Consider the following 26,369-nt stretch of genomic DNA (forward strand, 5'->3'; position numbering starts at 1 on the left):
CGTTGCGCCCCGTCCTCTCAGGCCTCCCCCTTCCTCTCCGCCAGCACCTTCCGCAGCACCTCCGGCAGCCTTTGCGGGCGGCCGGCCTTGACACAGACCACCAGGACCTCGGCCGTGGTCAGCACGTCCTCGCCGCGGCGGATGGTCTGGGTGAGGTTGAGCGAGGGCCCGCGCACCAGGCCGGCCTTGGTCTGCACTTCGATGATGTCGTCCATCAGGGCCGGCCGCAGGAAGTCCACGCTGATCGAACGTACGGCAAAGGAGATGCCTTCCTCGCGATGCAGCGCCATCTGGTCGACGCCCAGCGCCCGGATGAACTCGGTCCGGCCCCTCTCGAAGAAGCGCAGATAATTGGCATGGTAGACGATGCCGGAGAAATCCGTGTCCTCGTAATAGACCCGCAACGGCAGGTGGTGGCAGTCTCCATTAAGCACGCCGCCAGAATTATGGGTCATTTGCGCTGATTCTCTCATGGGGAAAGCCGGTTCTTCAAAGTTTCGCCTGACTTGGCCTGTGTGGTATCGACATGTCCAACCCTGGATCGATTTGCAACCCCAAGAGCCGTCCCATGAGCCGCCCTATGCTCCGCCCCGCCTCCGCCGCGCTCCTGGCGACCGTGTCCCTGGCCGTGACACTGGCCCTGTCCCCAGGCCTGGCTCGTGCCGCCCAATATGATGATGGCTTGATGCCGCCCGGCTCGGTCGGGCAGGATCAGACCTATCAGGACCAGACCTACCAGGACCCGCAAGCCTATCCCGCCCAGCGCCCCCAGGACGGCTATGGCCGCCAGGACGACGGGCAGGCCACTTATGACCAAGGCCAGCAGGATAATGGCCAGGCCGCGCCACAGCAGAATTATGGCCAGGCCCCGGCGCCGCCATCGTCTCAGGGCGGCAGCTATGTCGTGGCCCAGGATTCCACCATGGGCGATCTGCTGGTGCGGGTGCAGCGGCTGGAGGGCGACAATCGCCGCCTGAACGGCACGATCGACGACCTGCAGTCGCAGATCCGCAAGCTCCAGGACGATATGAAGCGCCAGCAGGAGGATACGGAATATCGCCTGCAGGCCCTGGAAGGCGGCGGTGGCGGCGGTGCCAAGGCTCCGGCGCCCAAGCCGGTTCCGCAGAAACAGCGCAGCGGCCAGAACGGGCCGGGTGCACAGCCTCAGAATCTCGGCAGCATCCCAGCCGACAACCAGAACACCGACGTGGCGATGCAGGACCAGACCGGCGACGACCAGCCGACCGCCCCGCCCCCGCCGCGCCAGCAGCGGGTGAACTCGCCGACTTCGGCCACCGGCCTGCCAGGCATCGCCGTCGATACCAGCCGGCCGCTTGCCAGCAACGCGCCGGATGCCGGCGTGGGCGGTGGCGCCCCGGCTGCGACGCCCGGAACGCCCGAGGAGGAATACACCGCCGACTACCGCCTGTTCGAGAACCGGCAATATGAGCAGTCCGAGGCCGCCTTCCGCAGCTTCGTGGCGAACCACCCCAAGGACAAGCGCGTGCCGGACGCGATCCACTGGATCGGCGAGAGCCTTTATCAGCGCAAGCAATATACCGATGCGGCCGAGCAGTTCCTCAAGGTGACCAAGACCTATGCCAAGTCGAGCCGCGCGCCGGCGAGCATGCTGAAGCTCGGCATCACCCTGGCCGCCATGGGCGAGAAGGACGCGGCCTGCGCCGCCCTCCAGGCCGTGGCCAGCAAATATCCCAAGGCCGGGCCGACGATCCTGAGTGGCGCCGACCGCGAGATCAAGCGCAACGCCTGCACGGCGGGTTGAGCTGGGAGCGCGGACGTCCTCGTCCATAGGCGCTAACTTTACGGGCCAAAGCGGCGGAGACTTGGAGGGGCGATCACCGATCGCCCTCTTACTTTTCCGCAAAACGCATCGTTTCCTAGATTGTCGATCCCAATCTGCGTCCTACCGCGTAAAGTTAGCGCCTATGGACGTCCTCGTCCGCTCTTGGAGACGGTCAGTTCTGCGACAAGGCAAGAGCGGATCGTCCGACACTCACTTGAGTGTCGTAGGGACGCCCGCGCTCCTAGGAATTGCGCCCTTGCCCGACCCCATCACCGCCGACGAACTCCCCTCCCTCTTCACGGCCTTCGCCGCCCGTTCCCATGTCGTCCTCGCCGTCTCCGGCGGCGCCGATTCCACGGCGATGATGCTGCTGGCGACCCGCTGGCGGGAGGCGCATCCCGGCACCCGCCTCACCGTCGTCACCGTCGATCACGCCCTGCGCCCCGAAAGCGCGGCCGAATGCGCCACAGTGGTGCGCCAGGCTGAAATCCTCGGCCTGCCCTGCCTTGTCCGCCGCTGGAGCGGCCCCAAGCCCGCCTCGCGGCTGCAGGAAAGCGCGCGAGCCGCCCGCTATGCCCTCTTGGCGGAAGCGGCCGTAGGGATCAGCGCCGACGCCATCGCCACTGCGCACACCCTCGACGACCAGGCCGAGACCGTGCTGATGCGCCTGCTGCACGGATCGTCGGTTGACGGGCTTGCCGCCATGCGCCCCGAGAGCCTGCGCAACGGGCTCGCCCATCTTCGCCCCCTCCTCGGCGTCCCCAAGGCGAGGCTGGTGGCGACGCTGGAGGCCGAGAGCATCGCCTGGATCGAGGACCCCTCCAACCGCAACAGCCATTTCGAACGGGTGCGCCTGCGCCATCTCCTCACCGAGCTCGCCCCGCTCGGTCTCGATTCCCGGCGTCTCGCCTTGCTGGCCGAGCGGGCGGGCCGCAGCGCCGATGCGCTGGAGGCGATCGCCGCGGCCGATTTTGCCCGGGCCTTCCGGCAGGAGGGTGCCGAAGGCGTTCTGGATGGCTCCGTCTATCGCGCCGCGCCGGCCGAGATCAGGCTGCGGCTCCTCGAACGCGCCATCGACCACATCCGGCCTGATGAAGCCGGGAAACCCTACGGCCTGCGGCTGGAAAGACTTGAGACCCTGGCGCAGGCTCTCGACGCCGCCTTGCCTGCCGGCAGGGCCCGGCAATGGAGCCTCGGCGGCGCGCTCGTCCGTCTGGCCCGTGATGGCGATATCCACGTCGCCACCGAGCCACCGCGCCGGCGCGGACAGGTAAAAAACAAGATGTAGAAAATGTCATTTACAGGCATTATGGACGCAGGTGAGTGGCTGGCACCTTAAAATGGGCCGCCTGTTCAATATCTTATGAAATGAGGTTCCTGGAGCGTCTTGGCCGTGACAAGCGCGCTGCGGGCCTGTAAGGGAGCGTTCGGTAATCTATCCCGAGGGCTTGCCTTGGCATTTGAGTTCCATATGCCTATTTTAGCCAGGATATCCTGTGGCACTCGCCGCGACTCCGCAAGACGGCTGCCACGAAAGGCAAGAGATGAACGCGAACTTCCGTAATTTTGCGCTTTGGGTGATCGTGGTGCTGCTGTTGCTGGCACTGTTCACCCTGTTCCGTCAGACAGGCGGCCAGAGCGCTTCCGCCAATGAGACGATCTCCTATTCCGACCTGGTGAAATCCGCCAAGGACGGCAAGGTCAAGGCAGTCACCATCACCGGCAGCGAGCTGACTGGCAGCTATACCGATGGTCGCCCCTTCAGCGCCCAGTTGCCGAACGATCCGAACCTCGCCAAGACGCTGAACGACTACAATGTTCAGGTCAGCGCCGCCCCACCGGGCGAGACGCCCTGGCTGCTTCAGCTCCTGCTGCAGGCCCTGCCGATCCTCGCCCTGATCGGCGTGTGGATCTTCCTGTCGCGCCAGATGCAGGGCGCCGGCGGCAAGGCGATGGGATTCGGCAAGTCCAAGGCCAAGCTTCTCACCGAGGCGCATGGCCGCGTCACCTTCGATGACGTCGCGGGCATCGACGAAGCCAAGGAAGACCTGCAGGAAATCGTGGAATTCCTGCGCGATCCCCAGAAGTTCCAGCGCCTGGGCGGCCGCATTCCGCGCGGCGTGCTGCTGGTCGGCCCGCCCGGCACCGGCAAGACGCTGACGGCGCGCGCCGTCGCCGGTGAAGCCAATGTGCCCTTCTTCACCATTTCGGGTTCGGACTTCGTCGAAATGTTCGTCGGCGTCGGCGCCAGCCGCGTGCGCGACATGTTCGAGCAGGCCAAGAAGAACGCGCCCTGCATCATCTTCATCGACGAAATCGACGCTGTCGGCCGCCATCGCGGCGCCGGCCTCGGCGGCGGCAATGACGAGCGCGAACAGACGCTGAACCAGCTGCTGGTCGAGATGGATGGCTTCGAGACCAATGAAGGCATCATCATCATCGCCGCGACCAACCGTCCCGACGTGCTCGACCCGGCCCTGCTGCGTCCAGGCCGTTTCGACCGCCAGATCGTCGTCTCCAACCCCGATTTGTCGGGCCGCGAGAAGATCCTGCGCGTGCATGTGCGCAAGGTGCCGCTGGCTCCCGACGTCGATCTCAAGGTCATCGCCCGCGGCACGCCCGGCTTTTCCGGCGCCGACCTGATGAACCTCGTCAACGAGGCCGCGCTGCTTGCCGCCCGCCGCAACAAGCGCATGGTCACCCATGTCGAGTTCGAGGACGCCAAGGACAAGATCCTGATGGGTGCGGAGCGCCGCTCCGCCGCCATGACGCAGGAAGAGAAGGAACTGACCGCCTATCACGAGGCCGGTCACGCTATCGTCGCGCTCAACGTCCCCCTGGCCGATCCCGTGCACAAGGCGACGATCATCCCGCGCGGCCGCGCGCTCGGCATGGTGATGCAGTTGCCGGAAGGCGATCGCTACTCGGCCAAGTACACTTGGATGACCTCGCGCCTCGCCATCATGATGGGTGGGCGCATCGCCGAGGAACTGAAGTTCGGCAAGGACAACATCACCTCGGGCGCCGCCAGCGACATCGAGCAGGCGACCAAACTCGCCAAGGCGATGGTCACGCGCTGGGGCTATTCCGACATTCTCGGCACCGTCGCCTATGGCGACAACCAGGACGAGGTCTTCCTCGGCATGTCGATGGGCCGCACCCAGAGCGTGTCGGAAGCCACCGCCCAGAAGATCGACGCCGAAGTGCGCCGCCTGGTCGGCGAGGGCCTCGACGAGGCTCGCCACATCCTGGTCGACAAGAAGGACGATTTCGAAAAGCTGGCCCAGGCCCTGCTCGAATACGAGACGCTGACGGGCGACGAGATCAACGACCTCCTGGCCGGCAAGCCGCCGTCCCGCGATCCCCTGGACGAGCCGGCGACCACGCGCGGCTCGGCCATCTCCCCGGGCAAGCCCCGCCGCCGCCCGCCCCAGGCGGATCCCGGCATGGAGCCGGCGCCTTCGGCGTGAACACTGGGAGCGCGGACATCTTGTCCGCTCTTGGAAACATCGAGTTTGCAGAAAAGGGCGCAACCGATGAGGTTCGCGCCCTTTTTTGTGACCATCCCGTTTCCAAGAGCGGATCGTCCGACACTCACTTGAGTGTCGTAGGGACGTCCGCGCTCCCAGCTTTACGCCGCGTCCCTGAATTGTAGTTGCGCCAGCCGGGCATAGAGGCCGCCCCGGGCAACCAGCGCATCATGCGTGCCCTCCTCGACGATGCGGCCCTCCTCCAGCACCACGATGCGGTCGGCCGCCTGCACGGTGGCGAGGCGGTGGGCGATCACCAGCGTGGTGCGCTGCGTCATCAGGCCGTCGAGGGCGCGCTGCACCGCCTTCTCGCTCTCGGAATCGAGGGCTGACGTCGCCTCGTCGAGCAGCAGAACCGGCGCGTCCTTCAGGATGGCGCGGGCGATGGCGATACGCTGGCGCTGGCCGCCCGACAGGGTGACCCCGCGCTCGCCGATCGACGTGTCATAGCCCTGCGGCATGGCGCGGATGAAGCCATCGGCGGCGGCAAGGCGTGCGGCCTCCTCCACCTCGGCATCGCTGGCATCCGGGCGGCCGAAGCGGATATTGTCGCGGGCGCTGGCGGCGAACACCACGGGGTCCTGCGCCACCACGGCGATGCGCTGGCGCACGCGCTTGGGGTCGGCGGTTGGCAGGGCAATGCCATCGAGCGTCACGCGGCCGTCCAGCGGATCGTAATAGCGCAGCAGGAGCTGGAACAGCGTGCTCTTGCCCGCGCCGGAGGGTCCGACGATGGCGACGGTCTCGCCCGCCTTCACAGCGAGGTCGATGCCATGCAGCACCGGCCGGTCGGGCTGGCCGGGATAGGCGAACTCGACCTTCTCGAAGGCGATGGCGCCGCGGGCGGGTTCCGGCAAAGCCATGGGCTTGGCCGGAGCCACGATGGCGGGCCGTTCGTGCAGGAGCTCGCCCAGACGCTCGGCCGCGCCGGCTGCCTGGATGAGTTCCGACCAGACCTGGCTCAGCTCCGATAGAGCCCCTGCGCCAAACACGGCATAGCCGATGAACTGGACCAGGGTGCCGGCAGTCATCGTCTTGGCGATGACGTCATGGGCGCCGAGCCACAGCACGCCGACGATGGAGGCAAACACCAGGAACAGGGCGATTGCCGTCAGCACGGAGCGGGATCGTATCGAGGTAACCGCCGCCGTATAGGCACGCTCGACTTCCCCCGAGAAACGACCGATCGCCAGGCGTTCCGCCGTGAAGGCCTGGACGAAGCGCATGGCGCCGATGATCTCGGATGCATAGGCGGAAGCGTCGGCAAGCGTATCCTGCGCCTTGCGAGAGCGCACCCGTACCGCGCGTCCGAAGGCAACCAGGGGCAGCACGATGATGGGGATGGCGATCAGCACCAGCGCCGACAATTTCGGGCTGGTTACCACCATCATCGCCGCCGCGCCTGCGAACAGAAATAGATTGCGGAGGGCCACCGACGCCGATGATCCGAACGCTGCCTTGATCTGCGTGGTATCCGCGGTGAGGCGAGAAATGATTTCGCCGGTCTTGGCCGTATCGAAGAACAGTGGGGAGAGCTCGGTGAGATGGGCGAAGACGGCCGTTCGCACGTCGGCCACCACACGCTCGCCCAAAGTCATCACCAGATAGTAGCGCGAAGCACTAGCCAGCGCGAGCACGAGCACTACGCCCGTCAGGGCCGCGAAGTAGGAATTGATCTCGCCGGCATGATCGAGGGAAAAGCCGAAATCGACCATGCGCCGCAGGGCCACCGGCACCACCAGCGTGGTAGCAGCAGCCACAGCCAGCGCGATGAAAGCCAAGGCGATGCGCCCACGATAGTGCAGCGCATAGGGAATCAAGGCCTTCAACGGGGAGAGCGCGCGGCTGCTTTTCTGTGTTTCCGGCGTCTGGGCGGTTATTTCTGTAGCCACGTAACAATCATCCTCGCGAGCGCGCGGGACAATGCCGCGCCGCGGCCCCGGCTGCAATCGCGCCGTTTCGAACCGCTACAGTTTGCCGCGGCATGTACCTTCGTGCGCCGTGCAAAAAAGCGCTTGACTGCGACGGCGCAGAAGCGCAATTCGCCATTGTTCCGGCTCACGAATTTATTCGTCTACCGGACCCCACGAGACCCCAAGATCCATGCCAAGCGACAGTACCAGTCGAATGTTCGCGCCGTTGACGGCTGAGATGGACTGACCGCATTCGCGGGCTCGTCCTTCCGGCCGGCAACGGCCGATAGGAAGGAAGAGCCATGGAAGACCTGGCCGAAAAGAATGTCGATCTCGCCGATCGCGACATCCTCGATGTCTGCCTCGGTCTCGAGCATGTCGCTGATATCGTTGAATTGCTCAACGAGCAGGATATCGAGGAGCAGGCCCGCGTCCTCATCCACCTGCCGGATGAGCGCGCCATCGAAGTGCTCGACCAGCCCGGGCTGGACGATCCCGCCGCCCTGATCGAGGCGCTGCCGACCGATCGCGCCCTGAAACTGCTCGCCGGCATGTCCTCGGACCGCGTGGCGGATGTGTTCCGCTACATGAACGATCCGCCGCGCTCGGACCTGCTGCAGCGTCTCGACCCCGAGACCCGCACATCGCTGGACAAGGTGCTGTCCTATCCCGTTGACAGCGCCGGCTCCCTGATGACTACCGAATTCGTCTCGGTGCCCTCCTCCTGGACGGTGGAGCAGACGCTGGACCATATCCGCCGCGTCGAGCGCACCCGCGAGACGATCTATTCGGTCTATGTCCTCGATCCAAAGACCCGTCAGCTTCTCAAAGCCGTGGCGCTGCGCCGCCTGATCACGGCCGATCCCAAGGCCTCGGTGCTCACAGCCGCCCGCTTCGACAAGCCGATCACGGTCTCCCCCACGGCCGACCGCGAGGAAGTGGCCAAGCTCATCTCCAAATACGACCTGCTGGCCGTGCCGGTGGTCGATGAGAGCTGGCATGTCATCGGCATCGTCACCGTCGACGACATCATCGACGCCATCGTGGCCGAAGGCACCGAGGACGCCCAGAAGTTCGGCGGCATGGAAGCTCTCGACGAGCCCTACAACACCATCGGCTTCTGGGCGATGATCAAGAAGCGCGCCGGCTGGCTGTGCATCCTGTTCCTGTCGGAAATGCTCACCGCCAGCGCCATGCAGCACTTCTCGGACGAGCTCGACAAGGCGGCGGTGCTCACCTTGTTCATTCCGCTGGTGATGTCCTCGGGCGGCAATTCCGGCTCGCAGGCGACCTCGCTGCTGATCCGCGCGATCGCACTGGGCGAGGTCAAGCTCAGGGACTGGTGGCGTGTGGCGCTGCGCGAACTGCCGACAGGCGTCTGCCTCGGCGCTATCCTGGGCGTACTCGGCGTGTTGCGCATCACGGTGTGGCAGACCGCCGGCTTCTTCGATTATGGCGTGCATTGGGGCCTCGTCGCCTTTACCATCGCCATGGCCCTGACGGCGATCGTCACCTTCGGCTCGCTGGCGGGCTCCATGCTGCCCTTCGCCCTGAAGAAATGCGGGCTCGACCCCGCCAGCGCCTCGGCCCCCTTCGTCGCCACGCTCGTCGACGTGACAGGGCTGGTGATCTACTTCTCCGTGGCGCTGCTCATCCTCAAGGGCACTTTGCTGTAGCGGCCTGCAGACAGACGCTTGAACATTGGCGGGTTTTGCGCTATCGACCCGCCACTCATTCGAATTTGACTTATCCGACCGGGGTAGCGCTCCGGCAAAGAGCAGGATTTGACCCCATGAAGGCCGACATTCATCCCGACTACCACAAGATCAAGGTCGTTCTGACCGACGGCAGCGAGTTCTACACGCACTCGACCTACGGCAAGGAAGGCGACACGCTGCAGCTCGACATCGATCCCAAGTCGCATCCGGCCTGGACGGGCGGCACGCAGCAGCTCCTCGACCGCGCCGGCCGCGTGTCGAAGTTCAACCAGCGCTTCGCCGGCATCAGCTTCAAGCGCTGATCCGAGTTCCCATCGCTGTGACGTTGAAAGCGGGCCCTCGGGTCCGCTTTTGTTTTGGGAAAGGCGTACAAAAAGAAGCCGCGAGAAGATCGCGGCTTAATCCAAGTCAGAAACAGGGAGGCGTCAAACAGAGTGAACAGGAGCCACTCGAACATCCAGGGAAGCTGGAATGGGCACAGGCTACCTGAGAAAACTTACTGTTCGGTTAACGCGCTCCCAGCTACGTCTTGAAAAACGCACTCGCCGCCGACATCGAGGCGGCCTTGCGCTCCTTCGCCTCCTCCAGGCGCCGGATCTCGTCCTTCAGCGCCGCAATACGTTCGTCGAGCTCGTGCAGGGAAAGCGTGGAAAGATCCTGGCCGATCTGGTGGCCCATAGCGGCCTTGCGCGGTTCGTCGTCGAAAACGGCCATGTTCCTCCTCCTGCAACCCTGGGCTCGCGGCCCTATTCCGCCCGTTGTGCCGCCATCTCCTGGGCCGTGGCAAGCCTTATCCTATCCGCATTCGCAATGAAGAGTTCGTGGCGACTTCCTGGCGGAACTGCCCGGGATCGGTGTCGGCGAAAGCACGCCTGGACACCATATGAGCCAGGGCGCCCCCTGCCATCTGCACGAAGCTGCGCCGTGCCAGCACCTCTCGCCTCCGCATTCCGAACCTGGCGTTGCGTGAGGATATCGTTCCATCGGCTTTTGTCGATGTCCTCCACCCTCGAAAATGCGCAACAGGCTTTCCTTTCAGACCGACGACGACTATATGGGGGATGAATCCCGACAATCAGCTCGCGTCGGGCTTCGCTCCGGGAGGCCGGTGCGAGGCGGCAGCGAGTTCATGCTTCCGAGGAGATGCTTATGTCGACCGCCCCGCTGATGCCGAAGGCCACCGCTGTCTGGCTGGTTGAGAACACCGCCCTCACCTTCGACCAGATCGCCGATTTCTGCAAACTACACCCGCTCGAGGTCAAGGGTATCGCCGATGGCGAAGTCGCCGCCGGCATCAAGGGTCAGGATCCGGTGATCGCCAACCAGCTCACGCGCGAGGAGATCGCCCGCGCCGAGCGCGATCCCAACTACCGCCTCAGGCTCGCGGAGCCGAAGGTGAAGATCGCCATCGCCAAGGTGAAGAAGGGCCCGCGCTATACGCCGGTCTCGCGCCGCCAGGACCGCCCGAACGCCATCCTCTGGCTGGTGAAGAACCATCCCGAACTCAAGGATGCGCAGATCATGCGCCTGGTCGGCACGACAAAGACCACGATCGCCGCCATCCGCGACCGCACGCATTGGAACACCCAACAGCTCACCCCGTCGGATCCGGTGATGCTGGGCCTGTGCACACAGATCGACCTCGACTTCGAGGTGGCCCGTGCCTCCAAGGACCGTCCGCCCGAGCCCGAGAGCGCGACGCTGCTGCCGGCCGAGATCACCACCGGTCCGGCCGAGCGCGCCCACAGGGTCGAGGATACCTTCGCCTCGCTCGGCAACAAGCCGCGCCCGAACGAGGATGAGGAAGAACTCGACGTCGCCAACGTCTTCGCCAAGCTCAAGGGCATCAAGCAAAAGGACGACTGAGGCTTCTCAGCCGTCCGGCATCGATGCGATATCGCAGCGCGATCACGGCAAAGCGTGGTCGCGCTTTTCTTTGTCGCCTGCCGCCCCACATTTTCCCCGACGGAGGTCCTTACACGGGTGAAGGCGCGACCGGCTTCCCAGTCGCGCCTTTCATATAATGGTCGCCCTGCTTCGAGGTCAGCCGATCGGGCGGCCGAACTCGTCGCGAACCCCTTCATGCGGGGTATAAAGCACGGGGAGCACATCGTCGTCGCTATAGGCGTCGTGCAGGCGCGACGGCCGCGACAAGGCGAAGAGCTCTGCCTGGTGCCGGGCATAACGCTCCGACGCCTGTTCGATCAGCGATTGCACACCTTCGAGCAGGGTAGCGAAGAGCGGATAGTTTACGCGAACCTGCGTCCCGTGGAGGGCCGGGGAATAGCTCCAGTGACGGCCCCATTCATCCTCGTGGTATTCAACGCTCGACATGACACTCATCCTTAACAAAAAGTTAGTTCCTGATTTCCCTATGGTGTTTATTTTCAACGTTTTATGTGGATTCATCAAGGCAGTTGACCTATCTTCATAATCAAGAATAACTTGATGATCGCAGGTCTATGATGAGCAAATCTGGCGCGGGGCTGGGCGCGCTGTGGACATTCGCCGCCGCCGCTCGCCATCTCAGCTTCGCCAGGGCGGCGGCCGAACTCGACGTCACGCCGGCGGCGGTGAGCAGTCAGATCCGCGCCTTCGAGGAACGCCTCGGCACGCGCCTGTTCTTCCGTACCAGCCGCAGCATGCGCCTCACCCATGCCGGGGAGGAATTGCTGTCCTCCACCGCCGGGGCGCTGCGCACCATCGACGAGGCCCTGCGCCGCGCCGCCAACACCACGCATCGGGAGACCCTGACCGTCTCTTCCGGCCCGTCCTTTGCGGCCAAATGGCTGGTGCCGCGCCTGCCTCATTTCCGGCAGAAGTTCCCGGAGATCGAGATGCGCATCGACATCTCCGACACGCTGGCCGATTTCGGCCGCGAGGAGATCGATGTCGGCATCCGTTTTGGCCGGGGGGTCTATCCCGGCCTGCGCTCCGACCGGCTGTTCGACGAGGTGGTCTTTCCGATCTGCAGTCCCAAACTCTTGGAAGGCCCGGTACCGCTGCGCGAGCCCAACGACCTGCAGCATTTCACCCTGATCCATCTCGACTGGTACGGGCAGTACGATGCCTGGCCGGACTGGCGCATGTGGCTGCTTGCCGCCAAGGCCGACAAGCCTGATCCTAGCCGCGGCCTGCATTTCAGCCAGTCGATCATGACGCTGCAGGCCGCCATCGACGGCCAGGGCGTGGCGCTCGGCAACACCAGCCTGGTGGGCGACGACCTCGCCGCCGGCCGGCTGGTACGCCCCTTCGATCTGTCGCTCAAGATCTCGCCGGAATTCGCCTATTATCTGGTGGTGCCCAAGACCAAGGCCGACAAGCCGATGATCAAAGCCTTCCGCGAGTGGATGCTGGGCGAGATCCAGAGCGGGGCGGTGACAGGATAGGCTAAAGCGTTTTGCGATTTGACGGAATCGGCAAGAATCGCAAAGACGCGTCGAAACAAAGAGTTAGAGTAAAGCAGCGTTTGCGCCTAAACGCGCTTTGCTCCAGGAGCGCGGACATCTTGTCCGCTCTTCCTTCAAATCAAGCGCCGGGCTTCCAAGAGCGGACGGGACGTCCGCGCTCCCAGTTCACGCAATGATATCCGGCGTCAGCATGTCCTCGATGTAGGAAATGCGGTCTTTCAGATGGAGCTTGCGCTTCTTCAGGCGCTGCAATTGCAGTCGATCCGGCGTGCCCACCTGTTCCAGCGCGGCGATTGCAGCATCGAGGTCGCGGTGTTCCTGGCGCAGCTGGCCCAGTTCCGCCACGAGCGCGGCTTCCTCCTCCTCACTCAGCGGATCTGACAAGCCTTCACCTTTCCGTTCCAAACGGCGCAGCCTCGGCTTGAAAGCCACGCTGCGATTCTTGTTCGCCTTGCCCCGTTGCCGCCCGGGGAAGGCATTATAGCGCAAACTATGCCGGTGCGATTCGTCACCCGCAAGCGCTGTGGAAAGATATCGCCATCTATTTACACGCTTTGGCGGGCATTGGCCGAGGAACCTTGAGACAAGGCTGCTACATCCTTGTTTCCGCACCCTTTTTCAGCGCTAGGCACTTTGGTGCATCGCGCGGTAAACTATTGTTCTGACTAATGTAATTGCTGCTTTGCACAATCGATAAAGACCCAAAAAACCCGAATTTTCCTTCGACAAGCCCTCCATTTCGTGAGAACGTCAAATGTCGGAACTGTGACAACAAGGAGCCGTTAATGCCTGTGCAGTCGCATCTGGTTGAGTTGGAGCGTAAGCATCACGCTCTCGAAACCGAACTCACCATCGCCTTGTCGCATCCCTCCTCGGATGATCTCAAGATTGCAGAGCTGAAGCGTAAGAAACTCCTTTTGAAAGATGAAATTGAGAAGTTGAAGAGCACCGGGACGGTGCACTGACCCAGCCAAAGCTGGAGCATTCCCAACCGCCGGCCTGGAGTTGATCCGGGGCCGGCGGTTTCATTTTGGGCGGCCGGAGAGGTGTTGGACGATCGCACGCGTGTGCCAATTCATACGGACAGGTCACGCTAACGAGCCCATGATGTCGCACGACTGAGGCGACATCCCACATGAGGGGGCATGCGATGGCCGGCACGAGGCGAAATATCGGAACTGTGCTGCTCACATCGGCGATGCTGGCCCTGTCCTCGCTCGTGCCGATCGCCGGGCTGACAGCGCCCGCGCAGGCGGCACCCGCGGCGGCGGTACAGCCCCAGCCGCCCACGCTAGAGGCCTTCAAGGCGACGCTGTCGAATTTCGGGCAGTTCATCTATTCGGAGCGTTACGGCAATGTCTTGCAGCCGACCTCCCTGCCCGCGGGCTGGCACCCCTACCCCGCCTGCCACTGGGTCTACGACCGCACCTATGGCTGGACCTATGACGACCCCACGACCTGGGGCAAGATCGTGCACCACTATGGACGTTGGGCACATGACGACCAGGCCGGCTGGGTCTGGATTCCCGGCACAGAATGGGCACCCGCCTGGGTCATATGGCGCAGCGGCGGCGACTGGACCGGCTGGGCACCGACGCCCCCCAACAGCGACCAGCAGGAAATCACGCTGGCAAGCTTCAACGCCGACAAGCAATGGACCTTCATCGAGACGGCCAAGCTCGCCAACCGCTGCGACGCGGAGCCGGCCGCCGCCCCCGCGGCCGCCTTCTCGGCCAGCGCACCGGTGACCCGCATCAAGGTGGTGCGCGGCATCGCCGTCTATGTGCTCCCTCAGCCCGCCACGGTGATTGATTACGACACCGGCCCCATTGTGCCATGGAAACCGGACTTTCTGGGCGAATGGCTGCTCTGGCTCAATGCTGCTGCCTCGGCCGCCGCTGTCAATGTCGGTCCCGGCAATGTGGCCCTCTGCCCGCCGATGGTGGCGCCGGCCGTCGCTCCCTACATCTCGACGCCGCCGCCTCCACCGCAGGGCCAGAAGCCTCTCAAAAGGCGCGCCGCCCGCAAGGACTACCAGCCTCCCCGCCAGGGTCGCCCGCCGGTGGTGGTGGAGGAAGGCCCGACCTATGAACCACCGCCCGTCTATGTCGATCCGCCGATTCGGCGCCGGCCCGCGGACTGGATGCCGCCCTATGTGCGCCCGCGCCCCTATCCGCGGCCCCGGCCGGTGGTGACGCCGCAGAACTATCCCGACCGGCCCTATTATCCCCGCCGCCCGCGCCGCGTGCCGGATCCCTATGACGAACCGTTGATCCGGTAGAAGAGAGGGCGCGCAACCCCTGGGCGCCCCGTCTTGCCTCAATATCGTTTCATGAGCGGGCTGGAAGTCCGCGCTGCCTGGCTCTATCGTCCGGCCTTTCCTTCCTGCCCGGACCTTGCCATGCCCTCTTCCGTTGCCCTGCCCCGTCGCCATTGGTTCGAGATGACGACGGAGGAGTTCCGCACCTCCGATACGTCCTCCTGGATTGCCGTGCTGCCGATCGCCGCCGTCGAGCAGCATGGCCCGCATCTGCCCGTCGGCGTCGACAGCATGATCATGCAGGGCTATCTGGACCGGGCCATTCCCCTCATTCCCGCCGACATTCCCGCCACCTTCCTGCCGATCCAGATGATCGGAAAGTCGAACGAGCACCTGGAATTTCCCGGCACGATCAGCCTGTCGGCGGAGACCGTGCTGCGCGCCTGGGTCGAGATCGGCGAGAGCGTTCACCGCGCCGGCGTGAAGAAGCTGCTGATCGTCAATTCGCACGGTGGCAACATGGCAGTGATGGACATCGTGGCACGGGAGCTGCGGGTGCGCCACGGCATGCTCGTCGCCTTCACCTCCTGGCATATGTTCGGCTATCCCAAGGGCGCCTTCTCGGAGGACGAGATGCGGCTCGGCATCCATGCCGGCGAAGTCGAGACGGCGCTGATGCTCGAATTCAGGCCCGAGCTCGTCCATATGGACCGCGCGAGGGATTTCCGTCCCGTGACCTATGAGATGGAGCAGACCTTCAAATATCTGCGCACGGGCCGCCCCGGCGGCTTCGGCTGGATGGCGCAGGACATCCGCCCCGAAGGCGCTGCAGGCGATGCCTCGAAGGCCACGCGCGACCATGGCGTGCAATCGGCTGAGTTCGGCGCGCAGGCCTTTGTGGACCTGCTGCGGGACGTCAGGGATTTCGACCTGTCGCGTCTGAGGAAGGGCCCGCTGGGGTAGCTGGGAGCGCGGACTTCTCAGCGACATGCTTGCATGTCGCGGTGTCCGCTCTCGGAAGCGATGTAGAAGCAGAAAAGGGCGCCACCTCACGGTTGGCGCCCTTTTCGTATAATCTGTTGTTTCAAGAGCGGACTGGAAGTCCGCGCTCCCAGCGATCACGCCGCCTTGGCGGCGTCTTCCAGCAGCAGCAGGTCGTCGCGCCCGAAATTCAGGGCCACCGTGTCCCCCGCCTTCGGCGGCACCGCGCTCGACGTGTTGAAGGTATCGAGCGACAGGCGGTTCGAGCCCAGATTCACGTGGATGCGCACGATCGAACCCAGGAAGCTGACGAGGTCGATCTTGCCACGCAGCGTGTTGCGGGTATTGCCGCCTTCGCCGAGTTCCACCGTCTCGGGACGCAGCGCCAGGCGGCGGGTTTCGCCATTGCGGGCGCCCTGCAGGCCACGGCCGACCACGACTTCCTGGCCATCGATCGAGAAGCGGCCACTCGCCGCATCGGTAACCGTGCCGGTGAGGTAGTTGAGATGCCCGACGAAGGAGGAGACGAAGCTGGTCTTGGGGAAATTATAGACCTCGAAGGGTGTCCCAACCTGCTCCATCTGTCCGGCACTCATCACCACGATGCGGTCGGACATCGAGAGGGCTTCCTCCTGGTCGTGCGTGACGAACAAAGTGGTGATGCCCAGCTGCTGCTGCAGCACGCGGATCTCATCGCGCAGCGACACGCGGATCTTGGCGTCGAGCGCCGAGAGGGGCTCGTCGAGCAGCAGGATCTTGGGCTGCATCGCGATGGCGCGGGCCAAGGCGACGCGCTGCTGCTGGCCGCCCGAGAGCTGGAAGGGATAGCGGTCCGCGATATGCGGCAGCTTGATCATGTCCAGCATCTGCTTGACGCGCTCGGCGATCTCGGCAGGCGACTTCTTGGCGATCTTCATGCCGAAGCCGATGTTCTGGGCGATCGTCATGTTCGGAAACAGCGCGTAGGCCTGGAACACCATGCCGACATTGCGCTGGTTCGGCGCCAGGCTGGTAACCTCCTTGGCGTCCATGCGGATGGAGCCGGAGGTCGGTGTCTCGAAGCCGGCGACCATGCGCAGCACAGTGGTCTTGCCGCAGCCGGAGGGGCCGAGAAGGGTGATGAACTCGCCCTTCTGCACCGAAAGCTCGAAATGCTTGACGACCTGGTTGGGGCCGTAGCTCTTTTTCAGGTTGGAAATCTCGAGAAATGCCATGATGTCGGTTCCTCCGCCTAGCGCGCGGGTTTGGCGCCGCGCGAGCGGCCAACGAGCTGGATCAGGCCCATGCAGGCCCAGGTGATGAAGAAGGCCACCAGCGAAAGCGCCGAAGGCTCGTAAGGCTGATTGGCGCCGCGTTCCTGCAGGTAGGTACCGAATACAGGCACTGCCAACAGGCTGGCAAAGGTGAATTCGCCGATGACGATTGCGAAGGTGATGAAGGCGCCGCTCAATACCGCAGAGCGGACGTTTGGGAGGATCACATTGAACAGGATGCGCGATCCGCTGGCGCCAAGGCTCTCCGCGGCCTCCGTCAAGGTCTTGACGTCGATGGCCCGCATACCCGTATCGACCGAACGATACATGTAAGGCAGAGCCAACGTCACATAGCCGAAGGCGAGCAGCACCTCGGTGGCAAAAGGCGACTTGTTGAACGGCGACCAGCTGTTGGCCAGATACAGCCTGCTATAGCCGAACACGATGATGATCGCCGGGATTACCAGCGGCAGCAAGGTGATGAACTCAACCGGCGAGCGCCAAGCTGGGAAGCGCAGCCGGATAAGGTATGCCGTCGGCACGACCAGCAGGATGCCGAGCAGGATGGTAGCGATCGCAAGCCCGACGGAACTCAGGAAGGCGAACTGGAAGTTAGGGCTTTGCACAGAGGAGAAGAAGGAGTCGAAACTGTGCGGCTTGCCCAGGAAGAACCAGCCCGGAGTCGCGCCATCCGCCATCTGGCGCATGGCGTATTCAAGCGTCGCCAGCAAGGGCAGAATGAAGAACACCGCCGCAACAGCGATGATAATCCAGGCGAAGAGAGATCCGGTTTTCATCGTACCCACCTTTCGCTCCAGTTGCGCAGCCAGATATAGGCGCCGCTCGTGATGCTGGTAATGACCACCATGCCGAGCGCGATGGCATAGCCGAGGCCAGGATTATTCAGAACGTCGCCGCGAATCTGCGCGTAGAGCTGGATCGGGATGATGGTCAGGGCCGATCCGGTCAGGGCATAGGCGGTCGCGATAGCGCCAAAGGCGTTCGCGAAGAGCAGCAGCGTGGAGCCGAGCATACTCGGCCACAACACGGGAATGGCGACATAACGCCAATAGTCGAAGGTCGTCCCGCCCAGCACCGCCGTCGCCTCGCGCCATTCGCGCTTGAGGCCCTCAAGCGCCGGCACGATGACCAGCACCATCAACGGGATCTGGAAGTAGAGGTAAACGATGGACAGACCCAAGAAGGTGTAGAGATTGAAGCCCAGCGCGTTGAAATTGATGCCGAACCAATCGCGCAGGATGAAGGCGACGAGGCCCACGCGCCCCAGCGTGGCGATAAAGGCAAAGGACAGTGGGACACCAGCAAAATTCGAGGCCACGCCTGCGAAGGTCATCACCGCCCCGCGGACCCAGCCCGGCAGATTGCCGAGCACGATGGCATAGGCAATCAGAAAGCCGAAAAACGCGCCGGCCACGGCCGTCACGAAGCTGATCTCGATGCTGAGCCAGAATGAATGAACGATGGAGGGATTGCCGAACAGGTCGACAATGTTGTTCAGCGTGAAGGAGCCATCCGGCCCCTCGAACGCCCGGACCAGCAACAGCGCGGTCGGCACGATGAGGAACAGCACGGAGAATGCGGCGAAAGGCAGCATTCCCAGGGCTGACCACGATAGGCCGAGCGCCGGGCTTCGATTTTTGACGGGCGGAGCCGTCGTGAGCACATCGGTGGACATTTTTCGACCGGGCTAGGGGTTAAAAACCGCAAAGCCCACCTTCGTGTCAGGCGGGCTTTGCTCAGGTCCTCGGAGAGCGGATGAAGCTTACTTCACCGCCGCGCCGACGACGCCGTCCCAACCCGCAGTGATCGCGGCCTTTCCGGCAGCCTGTTCGTCAAGCGTCGGGAACACCGCCTTTGCATAGGCTTCAGCCGGCGGCAGCTTGGCAAGAAGGTCGGCAGGGACCTTCTTGTTGGTGGCCAGGTCGTTGAAGCGAATCGGGTGGCAATAGCCCTTCAGCCAAAGCAGCTGGCCCTCGTCTGAATAGAGATATTCCATCCAGAGCTTGGCAGCATTCGGATGCGGAGCGAAAGCGCTGATCGCCTGGACATAGACACCGGCCACCACGCCGCTCGCAGGCACGACCACGTCGATATTGGTGCCCTTGCCGTTGTCACGATCGGCCAGTGCGTTGTAGTCCCAGCGGACGATGATCGGCGTGGCGCCCTGGGTCAGCGAGGCGATCTTGCCGACGACCGGCACGAAATTGCCCTTCTTGTTGAGATCGCTGAAGAACTTCAGGCCGGCAGCGCCTGCCTTGGCCGCATCGCCACCGGCGGCGGAAAGACCGGCAGCATAGACGCCCTGGATAGCCTGGTTGGCCGTACGCGGGTCACCGGCAAGGGCAACGCTGTTGGCGTAATCGTCCTTGAGCAGGTCTGCCCAGTCCTTCGGGGATTCCTTGACGACGTCTTTGTTCACTTCGAAAGCGAGCACGCCGTAATAGTCACCATACCAGTAGCCGTCGGCATCCTTGGCGGTATCGGGGATCGAAGCCCAGGTCGAGACCTTATAGGGCTGGATCAGGCCGTCCTTCTTGGCCGTCGGGCCGAAGGACAGACCGACGTCGATCACATCGGGAGCCTGCGGGCCGGTATTGCCCTTGTTGGCCTTGATCGCTTCGACTTCGTCGCCCGAACCAGCATCCGGATTCAGCTCATTGACCTGAAGACCATACTTGGCCTTGAAGCCGGCAATGACGTCGCCATAACCGCACCAGTCATGCGGCAGCGCGATCACGGTCAGTTGACCTTCCTTCTTGGCGGCGTCGATCAGATCCTGGCTCTGGGCAAACGCGCTGCCCATGGAGGCCGTCAAGGCCAGGGCCGATACCGATGCGATACCAAGCCACGTTTTCCTGCTCATTGTTCAACTCCTTGATGGTGCCGCGCTGGCCCATTTTTCCCGTACGGGTTTTTACAGCGGCGCTGGTATCAATGACGGTTGACAGTTTTGTGTCAATCCCGATTGTCATATATGACAATCAGTATTTTAGCGGTTTGGGGCGAAATTTTACGGGTTTACGCGCCCGTTACATTCCGTTAGGAAGTGAAAAAGCCCGGCCATCGGATGTGCCGGGCTTTTGCGCGTCCGGGCTGTCGCACACCGAAGTCATACCCGGACCAGAGAGAAAGGGAGAGCGCTGGTGGCCAATGTTGTCGTGGTCGGGTCGCAATGGGGTGACGAAGGCAAGGGCAAGATCGTCGACTGGCTGTCGGAGCAGGCCGACGTCGTCGTCCGCTTCCAGGGCGGCCACAATGCCGGCCACACTCTGGTGATCGGCGAGAACGTCTACAAGCTCTCGCTGCTGCCCTCCGGCATCGTGCGCGGCAAGCTCTCGGTCATCGGCAATGGCGTCGTGCTCGACCCACGTGCTTTCGTAGCCGAGGTGAAGAAGCTTGGCGACCAGGGCGTGAAGGTCACGCCCGCCGTTCTGCGCATCGCCGAGAATACCCCGCTCATTCTCTCCCTCCACCAGGAGCTCGACCGCCTGCGCGAATCGGCGACGGACGGCACCAAGATCGGCACCACCGGCCGCGGCATCGGTCCGGCCTATGAGGACAAGGTCGGCCGCCGCGCCATCCGCCTGATGGACCTTGCAGACCTCGAGGCGCTGCGCCCGAAGATCGCCCGGCTCCTCAACCACCACAACGCCCTGCGCCGCGGCAATGGCCAGCCCGAGATCGACCCGGAAGCGCTCTACAGCGAGCTCGCCGATGTCGCCCCCCTCGTCCTGCCCTTCATGGACGATGTCGGCGCCCTGCTCGACAAGGAGCGCAAGGCCGGCAACCGCATTCTGTTCGAGGGTGCGCAGGGTGCCCTTCTCGACATCGACCACGGCACCTATCCCTATGTCACCTCGTCCAACACGGTGGCGGGACAGGCGGCGATCGGCTGCGGCCTCGGCCCCAGCGCCATCGACTATGTGCTCGGCATCACCAAGGCCTACACCACCCGCGTTGGCGAAGGCCCCTTCCCAACCGAATTGCATGACGAGACCGGCCGTCTGATCGGCGAACGCGGGCGCGAATTCGGCACGGTCACCGGCCGCGCCCGGCGCTGCGGCTGGTTCGATGCGGCCCTGGTGCGCCAGACCATCCGCACCTCCGGCATCACGGGGATCGCCCTCACCAAGCTCGACATCCTCGACGGTTTCAAGACGATCAAGGTGTGCGTGCGCTACGAGCTCGACGGCCGCGAGATCGACTATCTGCCCGCCAGCCAGGCTGCGCAGGCGCGCGTGAAACCGATCTATGAGGAGATCGAGGGCTGGCAGGAGACCACCGCCAAGGCGCGCTCCTGGGCCCAGTTGCCGGCGCAGGCGATCAAATATGTCCGCCGCATCGAGGAACTCATCGGCGCTCCCGTGGCGGTGCTCTCCACTAGCCCGGACCGGGACGACACGATCCTTGTGCAAAACCCCTTTCAAGTCTAAGAGCAGACCTATTCCCGTCAGATTCGGGCGTTAGTGCGTGAGTGCCGTAGGTTAGGCTAAGCGGATTCTTAAGCAAATTCGCCTAGCTTGCCAGGTGTTTGGCAGTCTTTGATTTCGCCTGGGATGGCGGATCAATGGTGGCGAAGGCCATGCAGAGCTGCCTGGAATCCCTGCGGCAGCCCCCCATCTGCCTTTCAAGAGATCGAGCCAGGACGAGTGTCGACGGATTATTTCCCTCCCATCCAGCGAGCGGTGCAGGGGCTGTTGCCCAATACCCAGGAGACCCGCAGCGCCCTTTACGAAAAGGCGCGCACGGCTCTGCTTCGGCAACTCAATGCCGCCGACCCGGCTCTGACCCCCGGCCAGATCTCGCGGGAGCGCGGCCTGCTGGAGGAAGCGATCCGGCGGGTCGAACACCATTACGACGAAGCCGAACTGACGCCCGAGCCGATGGCCTCAGAGCGCCCAGCGGCACCCAAACCCGCAAGCACGGCCAATGACACCGCGCTGCCTGAGGATGACGAGGTGGTAGCGGAAGAGCCCAGCGCCGCGCCTGCCTCCCAGCCCGAAGGCCTGCCGGCCTTTGCCGAGCGCCGGGCCGAGAAGCGCCGGCCGCAAGCCCCGCGCCGCAACGCCTCGGGAGGCGGTTTGCGGCGCTATGCCGTGATGGGGCTTGTCGGCCTTCTCATCGTCGGCGGCGGTGCGGCCACCGCGCTCTATCTCCGCAGCCATGACGACAAGACCGTGCTCGTGCCGGCGCAGCCCGCACCAGGACCGCAAGCCGCCGCCAAGCCGGCCGATCCCGATCCCGCCAAGCTGAACGACCGCCTCGGCGGCGAGCCCGACGCACCGCCCCCGAACCAGGTCGCGGCGGCAACGCCGACACCGACGGTGCAGACCCGCTCGATCACGCCCGAGCCCGAACAGACACCGGCGTCTCCCCCGCCCACGACCGCGCCAGCCCCCCTCCTGCCTTCCGCGCCGACGCAGGCGCCCGAGGGACAGCGCGCGCGCATGCTGGAGGAGGATCCGACGGCTCCGATGAAGGGGCGCGTCTTCGAGGGGACGGTGAACTGGCGTACGGAGTCGCAGGCAAGCGGCACCAACGGCCCGCTCGAGACGGTGGTCGTCGGCGAGCTCAATTTCCCCGACCGCAAGATGAAGGCGCTGCTCACCCTGCGCCGCAATTCCGACCCCGCCTTCCCGGCTGCCTTCCTGCTGCAGATCCAGATGACGGTGCCGCCTGATTATCCCAACGGCAATGTCGGCTCACTCAGCGGCGTCAACGTCAAGCATGCGCCGCAGGTGACCGGTACGCCCCTCGACGGCGTGTTGATGAAGGTGACGACCGGGGTGTTCCTGATGGGCATCGCCGACCCCTTCAACGAGAAGGGGCGTAACGCCAAAATGCTGCAGGACAATGAGTGGTTCGACGTGCTGTTTGCCTTCGACAATGGCCGGAGGGCCGTGATCACCTTCGAGAAGGGACCGGCCGGCGACAAGGTCTTCAACGACGCCATGGTGGCCTGGAATAACGGTACGGCTGCGATCCAGTAAGATCGGAGCGGCGGTAGAGCTACCGTCATTGCGAGCGCAAGCGAAGCAATGACGGGAACGGCGCGCCAATAAAAAAGCCGCCCTTTCGGGCGGCTTTCTTGTCTTGATCTTTTTCCTTAGGCCGGGGCGTGCACCGCCTCGAGACGGGCGACGCCCGAGCGCACCGCTGCCTGCACCTTCTCGAAGGCGCGGACCTCGATCTGGCGCACACGCTCGCGCGAGACACCGAACTCGTCGGACAGCTCCTCGAGCGTGATCGGATCATCGACCAGGCGGCGAGCCTCGAAGATGCGCCGCTCGCGATCGTTCAGGACGTTGAGGGCCTGACGAAGCGCGGTGGTGCGGTTGCTGCTCTCCTCGCTTTCGGCGAGACGGGCCTCCTGGTTGCTGGTCTCGTCGACCAGCCAGTCCTGCCATTCGCCGTCGCCATCCTCGCGCACGGGCGCGTTGAGCGAGGCGTCGCCGCCGAGGCGGCGGTTCATCTCCACCACTTCCTGCGCCTGCACGCCGAGCGACTTGGCGATCGACTGCACCTGGTCGGGACGAAGGTCGCCCTCGTCGAGCGCAGAAATCTGGCTCTTGGCCTTGCGCAGGTTGAAGAAGAGCTTCTTCTGGTTGGCCGTGGTGCCCATTTTTACGAGCGACCACGAGCGCAGGATATATTCCTGGATCGAGGCGCGGATCCACCACATGGCATAGGTGGCAAGGCGGAAGCCTTTTTCCGGCTCGAAACGCTTGACGGCCTGCATCAGGCCGATATTGCCTTCGGACACGACTTCGCCGAGCGGCAGGCCGTAGCCGCGATAGCCCATGGCGATCTTGGCGACCAGACGCAGATGCGAAGTTACAAGCTGGTGGGCCGCATCACGGTCGCCATGCTCGCGCCAGCGTTTCGCAAGCATGTATTCCTGCTCGGGCTGGAGCATTGGGAAGCGGCGGATTTCATCGAGATAACGCGAAAGGCCACTCTCGGCGGCCAAGACGGGAAGCGCGGCAGAAGCCATATGTTCCTCTCCTCTGAACCCCCTTTTTGGGCGGTTCAATCGCCATCCCCCATACTGGGCAGACAACGCCTACACGATATGGGGACGGCACATGCATTTGTGAAGACCCCCTTGGGAAATCTTCTTGCACCACCTGGCGGCCCCGCATGTGCCCTTGCAGACACGGACCAATCCCCTATCGCGCACGTATCATGCGCCCGATTGCGGCGATTTCACGTTGCAATTTTGGGAGGTCCGCCATGCATTGCGCTGAGGGCTGCGGAGGACTCTTGCAACGTCACCGGGAGGCTTCATCTCCTGCGCCAGACCAAGATGCCCCGGGGCCGCGGTGTTTACCGTAACCACTCGTTTACCTTGTGCTGTCCGCTGGGTCCTCTATCTGTTGAGGGGAACAAATCCGCCCCCTGGAAGTTCCTCGCACACCAAAACGAAGACCGTATTTCATCGTTCACCAGCACGGGAGGCATGAGAATGGACGGAGACAAGCGAGTGGAACAGGCCAAGGCACGCATATCCGATGCGCTCACCACGGATATCGACGCATTGCGCGCCGAGGTTGCCCGCCTGACGGAGCAGCTCAGCAGCTTCATCGACGAGGAAAAGTCCACCTTGTCGAAGATCCTTTCCAAGGAGGCCAAGAGCGCCAAGCAGATGCTCGACAGCAAGCTGAGCGATGTCGGCAGCAAGGCCGGCGAGATCAGCGATGCGGCCCGGGAGCAGGCTTCGGACCTGCAGAAGGCCACGCTCGACTACATCACCAAGAAGCCGCTGCAATCGGTGGCGATCGCGGCTGGCATCGGCCTGCTGCTCGGCCTGTGGAGCAAGAACCGCTCGTGATGCGTCTTCTTGCTCTCGGTAGTCTCGCCAAAAAGGAAGTAGGCACGGCCCTGCGCCAGCGTGGGGCCGTCTTTCTGTGGCAGGGCATCGCAGGGCTCTGCATGGTGGCCATGGCGATCATCGGCCTGATCAGTCTCCACCGTTTCGTCAGCGAGCGCTACGGCCCCTATTGGGCGGATGCCGCCCTCGCTGGCCTGTTCGCGGTGATCGCCCTGATCGCGCTTATGGTATCGATGCAGTTGAACAAGCGCGCCAAGCGCCGCGAGGCGCTCGCCGCCGCCATGCTCGCCGCCGCTGGCCTGGCCTCGGAAGTGCTGCCGGACAAGAAGTCCGCCACCCAGGCTCTGGTCATCGCCGCCCTCGCCGGCGGCTTCTGGTTCGGCCGGAAAAGATAGCGCCCTGGAATCGCAGGCATCCCTGCTTGCTCTTGGAAACGATACGCCCGCAAGAGAGGAAGAGCCGGCAAGATGCCGGCGGTCCCAGGGGCGTTATCCCCGCAAGGCTTGCGCCAAGGCGGCCAGATCCGCCGGCAGCGGGCTCTCGAACACCATATGCTCTCCGCTCACCGGATGCTCGAAGCCGAGCAGACGGGCGTGCAGGGCCTGCCGGTCCATCGCCGCGAGAGCGGCCTTCGCCTCCTCCGGCAGCAGCGCGGCCTTGGTCTTGAAGCCCGAACCGTAAACGGCATCGCCCAGCAGGGGATGGCCGAGATGGGCCATGTGCACGCGGATCTGATGGGTACGGCCGGTCTCGAGCCGGCATTCCACCAGGCTGACCAGCGGCTGGCCGGCCTGCTCGCCGAAAGTCTCGACCAGGGCATAATGGGTGATCGCCTCGCGCCCACGCCCCAGCGGCACGACGGCCATCTTCTCGCGGTTGCGGGTAGAACGGTCGATGCCGGTCTCAACGGTGCCATGCGGGCGGGTACCGCCCCAGACGAAAGCGAGGTAGGCGCGCTCCAGGGGCCCGGTGCGGCCGTGATCGGCGAATTGCGCGGCGAGACCCTGATGGGCGCGGTCGTTCTTGGCCACCACCAGAAGCCCGGAGGTATCCTTGTCGAGCCGATGCACGATGCCCGGCCGCTTCACACCGCCGACGCCGGAGAGCGAATCACCGCAATGGGCGATCAAGGCATTCACCAGCGTACCGCTCTCATGTCCCGCCGCCGGATGCACCACGAGGCCCACCGGCTTGTCGATGACGAGAAGGTCGTCGTCCTCATAGACGATGACGAGCGGGATGTCCTCACCCTGCGGCTCGGCCGGCACCGCCTCCGGCACGCCCAAGCCCACCGTCTGCCCGGCCTTGAGGATGTGCCCGGCATCGAGCACCGGCTTGCCGTCGAGCTGCGCATGGCCGGCCTCGATCAGCGCCTTGATGCGCGTGCGCGACAGAGGCTGTGCGTCCGAGTCCTGGAACTGGCGCGCCAGGAAGCGATCAATACGCTCGCCGGCTTCGGCAACCTCGAAGGTGGTAGAAACGGGATGTGCTGGATTGGTCATACACGCCTGAGGCGGATGGCGCTCCCAATCGGACTGTCGAGAGCAAATGAAAACAAGGGCTTAGTTTGGCGAACGTGCGCCAGTTTCTTCGCTTGTTCACGTAGGAGATGGCGACCCTGAAAGCAAGTCGGAAACGCCCGCGATTC

At 64.0% G+C, this 26,369-nt stretch carries 25 protein-coding genes; 14 read left to right on the forward strand and 11 right to left on the reverse strand.

Annotation, left to right across the window (positions count from 1 at the left end; all coding sequences use genetic code 11):
• Window positions 1-17: 17 nt before the first annotated feature.
• Window positions 18-455, reverse strand: a complete 438-nt coding sequence (gene ybgC / locus QQL24_RS23500; protein WP_284314729.1) for a tol-pal system-associated acyl-CoA thioesterase — start codon at window positions 453-455, stop codon at window positions 18-20.
• Between the two features lie 113 nt (window positions 456-568).
• Between ybgC and ybgF the strand changes: the two genes are divergently transcribed.
• The 3 genes from ybgF to ftsH all read left to right on the forward strand — a co-directional run bounded on the left by ybgF (window position 569) and on the right by ftsH (window position 5,274).
• Entirely contained in the window at window positions 569-1,783 is a 1,215-nt protein-coding gene (gene ybgF, locus QQL24_RS23505; protein ID WP_284314730.1) for a tol-pal system protein YbgF, read from the forward strand.
• 277 nt (window positions 1,784-2,060) lie between these two features.
• Window positions 2,061-3,092 carry a tRNA lysidine(34) synthetase TilS gene (tilS, locus tag QQL24_RS23510; RefSeq protein ID WP_284314731.1) on the forward strand — a complete coding sequence of 344 codons (1,032 nt, stop codon included), beginning with the start codon at window positions 2,061-2,063 and terminating at the stop codon, window positions 3,090-3,092.
• A gap of 256 nt (window positions 3,093-3,348) precedes the next feature.
• Window positions 3,349-5,274: an ATP-dependent zinc metalloprotease FtsH gene (ftsH, locus tag QQL24_RS23515; protein WP_284314732.1), complete on the forward strand. Its 1,926-nt coding sequence runs from the start codon at window positions 3,349-3,351 to the stop codon at window positions 5,272-5,274.
• A gap of 161 nt (window positions 5,275-5,435) precedes the next feature.
• Here ftsH and QQL24_RS23520 read toward each other — a convergent pair whose 3' ends face one another.
• Window positions 5,436-7,259 (reverse strand): ABC transporter transmembrane domain-containing protein, encoded by a 1,824-nt coding sequence (locus QQL24_RS23520; RefSeq protein ID WP_431310753.1) that lies wholly within the window; start codon window positions 7,257-7,259, stop codon window positions 5,436-5,438.
• A 290-nt stretch (window positions 7,260-7,549) separates the two neighbouring features.
• On the opposite strand from QQL24_RS23520, the gene mgtE reads away from it, so the two are divergent.
• Window positions 7,550-8,923 (forward strand): magnesium transporter, encoded by a 1,374-nt coding sequence (gene mgtE, locus QQL24_RS23525; RefSeq protein WP_284314734.1) that lies wholly within the window; start codon window positions 7,550-7,552, stop codon window positions 8,921-8,923.
• A gap of 116 nt (window positions 8,924-9,039) precedes the next feature.
• Window positions 9,040-9,267: a 50S ribosomal protein L31 gene (gene rpmE, locus QQL24_RS23530; protein ID WP_284314735.1), complete on the forward strand. Its 228-nt coding sequence runs from the start codon at window positions 9,040-9,042 to the stop codon at window positions 9,265-9,267.
• Between the two features lie 220 nt (window positions 9,268-9,487).
• Here rpmE and QQL24_RS23535 read toward each other — a convergent pair whose 3' ends face one another.
• Window positions 9,488-9,679 carry a DUF1192 domain-containing protein gene (locus tag QQL24_RS23535; RefSeq protein WP_284314736.1) on the reverse strand — a complete coding sequence of 64 codons (192 nt, stop codon included), beginning with the start codon at window positions 9,677-9,679 and terminating at the stop codon, window positions 9,488-9,490.
• 435 nt (window positions 9,680-10,114) lie between these two features.
• On the opposite strand from QQL24_RS23535, the gene QQL24_RS23540 reads away from it, so the two are divergent.
• Entirely contained in the window at window positions 10,115-10,831 is a 717-nt protein-coding gene (locus QQL24_RS23540; protein ID WP_284314737.1) for a DUF1013 domain-containing protein, read from the forward strand.
• Between the two features lie 177 nt (window positions 10,832-11,008).
• Here QQL24_RS23540 and QQL24_RS23545 read toward each other — a convergent pair whose 3' ends face one another.
• Window positions 11,009-11,299 (reverse strand): hypothetical protein, encoded by a 291-nt coding sequence (locus tag QQL24_RS23545; RefSeq protein WP_284314738.1) that lies wholly within the window; start codon window positions 11,297-11,299, stop codon window positions 11,009-11,011.
• A 131-nt stretch (window positions 11,300-11,430) separates the two neighbouring features.
• Between QQL24_RS23545 and gcvA the strand changes: the two genes are divergently transcribed.
• Window positions 11,431-12,354 (forward strand): transcriptional regulator GcvA, encoded by a 924-nt coding sequence (gene gcvA, locus QQL24_RS23550; RefSeq protein WP_284314739.1) that lies wholly within the window; start codon window positions 11,431-11,433, stop codon window positions 12,352-12,354.
• 186 nt (window positions 12,355-12,540) lie between these two features.
• Here gcvA and QQL24_RS23555 read toward each other — a convergent pair whose 3' ends face one another.
• A complete protein-coding gene (locus tag QQL24_RS23555; protein ID WP_284314961.1) occupies window positions 12,541-12,747 on the reverse strand; it encodes a YdcH family protein in 207 nt (68 codons plus the stop codon).
• 413 nt (window positions 12,748-13,160) lie between these two features.
• Here QQL24_RS23555 and QQL24_RS23560 point away from each other — a divergent pair, with 413 nt between their 5' ends.
• The 3 genes from QQL24_RS23560 (at window position 13,161) to QQL24_RS23570 (ending at window position 15,598) form a co-directional block, all read left to right on the forward strand.
• Window positions 13,161-13,340, forward strand: a complete 180-nt coding sequence (locus tag QQL24_RS23560) for a YdcH family protein (protein ID WP_284314740.1) — start codon at window positions 13,161-13,163, stop codon at window positions 13,338-13,340.
• Window positions 13,341-13,510: 170 nt separating this feature from the next.
• Window positions 13,511-14,656, forward strand: coding sequence for a DUF6600 domain-containing protein (locus tag QQL24_RS23565; protein WP_284314741.1), 1,146 nt, complete (start codon window positions 13,511-13,513; stop codon window positions 14,654-14,656).
• Window positions 14,657-14,689: 33 nt separating this feature from the next.
• Window positions 14,690-15,598, forward strand: coding sequence for a creatininase family protein (locus tag QQL24_RS23570; RefSeq protein ID WP_348536496.1), 909 nt, complete (start codon window positions 14,690-14,692; stop codon window positions 15,596-15,598).
• Window positions 15,599-15,753: 155 nt separating this feature from the next.
• On the opposite strand, the gene QQL24_RS23575 is transcribed toward QQL24_RS23570, so the two are convergent.
• The 4 genes from QQL24_RS23575 to QQL24_RS23590 form a co-directional block, all read right to left on the reverse strand.
• Window positions 15,754-16,830 (reverse strand): ABC transporter ATP-binding protein, encoded by a 1,077-nt coding sequence (locus tag QQL24_RS23575; protein ID WP_284314742.1) that lies wholly within the window; start codon window positions 16,828-16,830, stop codon window positions 15,754-15,756.
• A gap of 17 nt (window positions 16,831-16,847) precedes the next feature.
• Window positions 16,848-17,666: an ABC transporter permease gene (locus QQL24_RS23580; RefSeq protein ID WP_284314743.1), complete on the reverse strand. Its 819-nt coding sequence runs from the start codon at window positions 17,664-17,666 to the stop codon at window positions 16,848-16,850.
• Complete coding sequence (locus QQL24_RS23585) at window positions 17,663-18,565, reverse strand: ABC transporter permease (RefSeq protein WP_284314744.1); 903 nt, start codon at window positions 18,563-18,565, stop codon at window positions 17,663-17,665. The genes QQL24_RS23580 and QQL24_RS23585 overlap by 4 nt, the downstream gene beginning before the upstream one ends.
• 87 nt (window positions 18,566-18,652) lie before the next feature.
• A complete protein-coding gene (locus tag QQL24_RS23590; protein ID WP_284314963.1) occupies window positions 18,653-19,693 on the reverse strand; it encodes an ABC transporter substrate-binding protein in 1,041 nt (346 codons plus the stop codon).
• A gap of 340 nt (window positions 19,694-20,033) precedes the next feature.
• On the opposite strand from QQL24_RS23590, the gene QQL24_RS23595 reads away from it, so the two are divergent.
• Together QQL24_RS23595 and QQL24_RS23600 are read left to right on the forward strand one after the other, a co-directional pair.
• Window positions 20,034-21,323, forward strand: coding sequence for an adenylosuccinate synthase (locus QQL24_RS23595; protein WP_284314745.1), 1,290 nt, complete (start codon window positions 20,034-20,036; stop codon window positions 21,321-21,323).
• Between the two features lie 264 nt (window positions 21,324-21,587).
• A complete protein-coding gene (locus QQL24_RS23600; RefSeq protein WP_284314746.1) occupies window positions 21,588-22,880 on the forward strand; it encodes a hypothetical protein in 1,293 nt (430 codons plus the stop codon).
• A gap of 116 nt (window positions 22,881-22,996) precedes the next feature.
• On the opposite strand, the gene rpoH is transcribed toward QQL24_RS23600, so the two are convergent.
• Window positions 22,997-23,884 (reverse strand): RNA polymerase sigma factor RpoH, encoded by an 888-nt coding sequence (gene rpoH / locus QQL24_RS23605; RefSeq protein WP_284314747.1) that lies wholly within the window; start codon window positions 23,882-23,884, stop codon window positions 22,997-22,999.
• Between the two features lie 471 nt (window positions 23,885-24,355).
• Here rpoH and QQL24_RS23610 point away from each other — a divergent pair, with 471 nt between their 5' ends.
• Both QQL24_RS23610 and QQL24_RS23615 read left to right on the forward strand, forming a co-directional pair.
• Window positions 24,356-24,721, forward strand: coding sequence for an ElaB/YgaM/YqjD family protein (locus tag QQL24_RS23610; protein WP_284314748.1), 366 nt, complete (start codon window positions 24,356-24,358; stop codon window positions 24,719-24,721).
• Window positions 24,718-25,116 (forward strand): hypothetical protein, encoded by a 399-nt coding sequence (locus tag QQL24_RS23615; RefSeq protein ID WP_284314749.1) that lies wholly within the window; start codon window positions 24,718-24,720, stop codon window positions 25,114-25,116. The genes QQL24_RS23610 and QQL24_RS23615 overlap by 4 nt, the downstream gene beginning before the upstream one ends.
• Before the next feature lie 93 nt (window positions 25,117-25,209).
• On the opposite strand, the gene QQL24_RS23620 is transcribed toward QQL24_RS23615, so the two are convergent.
• Window positions 25,210-26,223 (reverse strand): RluA family pseudouridine synthase, encoded by a 1,014-nt coding sequence (locus QQL24_RS23620; protein WP_284314750.1) that lies wholly within the window; start codon window positions 26,221-26,223, stop codon window positions 25,210-25,212.
• Window positions 26,224-26,369: the final 146 nt, after the last annotated feature.

This window comes from Labrys miyagiensis (assembly GCF_030160835.1).
GTDB classification, from domain to species: Bacteria; Pseudomonadota; Alphaproteobacteria; order Rhizobiales; family Labraceae; genus Labrys; species Labrys miyagiensis.

Bases quoted from the DNA above. Each gene is read 5' to 3' on its own strand.
- QQL24_RS23565 (WP_284314741.1), top strand. From the start codon at position 13,511: ATGAGGGGGCATGCGATGGCCGGCACGAGGCGAAATATCGGAACTGTG.
- QQL24_RS23620 (WP_284314750.1), bottom strand. From the start codon at position 26,223: ATGACCAATCCAGCACATCCCGTTTCTACCACCTTCGAGGTTGCCGAA.
- rpmE (WP_284314735.1), top strand. From the start codon at position 9,040: ATGAAGGCCGACATTCATCCCGACTACCACAAGATCAAGGTCGTTCTG.
- QQL24_RS23575 (WP_284314742.1), bottom strand. From the start codon at position 16,830: ATGGCATTTCTCGAGATTTCCAACCTGAAAAAGAGCTACGGCCCCAAC.
- rpoH (WP_284314747.1), bottom strand. From the start codon at position 23,884: ATGGCTTCTGCCGCGCTTCCCGTCTTGGCCGCCGAGAGTGGCCTTTCG.
- ybgF (WP_284314730.1), top strand. From the start codon at position 569: ATGAGCCGCCCTATGCTCCGCCCCGCCTCCGCCGCGCTCCTGGCGACC.
- QQL24_RS23540 (WP_284314737.1), top strand. From the start codon at position 10,115: ATGTCGACCGCCCCGCTGATGCCGAAGGCCACCGCTGTCTGGCTGGTT.
- ftsH (WP_284314732.1), top strand. From the start codon at position 3,349: ATGAACGCGAACTTCCGTAATTTTGCGCTTTGGGTGATCGTGGTGCTG.
- QQL24_RS23590 (WP_284314963.1), bottom strand. From the start codon at position 19,693: ATGGGCAGCGCGTTTGCCCAGAGCCAGGATCTGATCGACGCCGCCAAG.
- QQL24_RS23545 (WP_284314738.1), bottom strand. From the start codon at position 11,299: ATGTCGAGCGTTGAATACCACGAGGATGAATGGGGCCGTCACTGGAGC.
- gcvA (WP_284314739.1), top strand. From the start codon at position 11,431: ATGAGCAAATCTGGCGCGGGGCTGGGCGCGCTGTGGACATTCGCCGCC.
- mgtE (WP_284314734.1), top strand. From the start codon at position 7,550: ATGGAAGACCTGGCCGAAAAGAATGTCGATCTCGCCGATCGCGACATC.
- QQL24_RS23560 (WP_284314740.1), top strand. From the start codon at position 13,161: ATGCCTGTGCAGTCGCATCTGGTTGAGTTGGAGCGTAAGCATCACGCT.
- QQL24_RS23585 (WP_284314744.1), bottom strand. From the start codon at position 18,565: ATGTCCACCGATGTGCTCACGACGGCTCCGCCCGTCAAAAATCGAAGC.
- QQL24_RS23535 (WP_284314736.1), bottom strand. From the start codon at position 9,679: ATGGCCGTTTTCGACGACGAACCGCGCAAGGCCGCTATGGGCCACCAG.
- QQL24_RS23610 (WP_284314748.1), top strand. From the start codon at position 24,356: ATGGACGGAGACAAGCGAGTGGAACAGGCCAAGGCACGCATATCCGAT.
- QQL24_RS23580 (WP_284314743.1), bottom strand. From the start codon at position 17,666: ATGAAAACCGGATCTCTCTTCGCCTGGATTATCATCGCTGTTGCGGCG.
- ybgC (WP_284314729.1), bottom strand. From the start codon at position 455: ATGACCCATAATTCTGGCGGCGTGCTTAATGGAGACTGCCACCACCTG.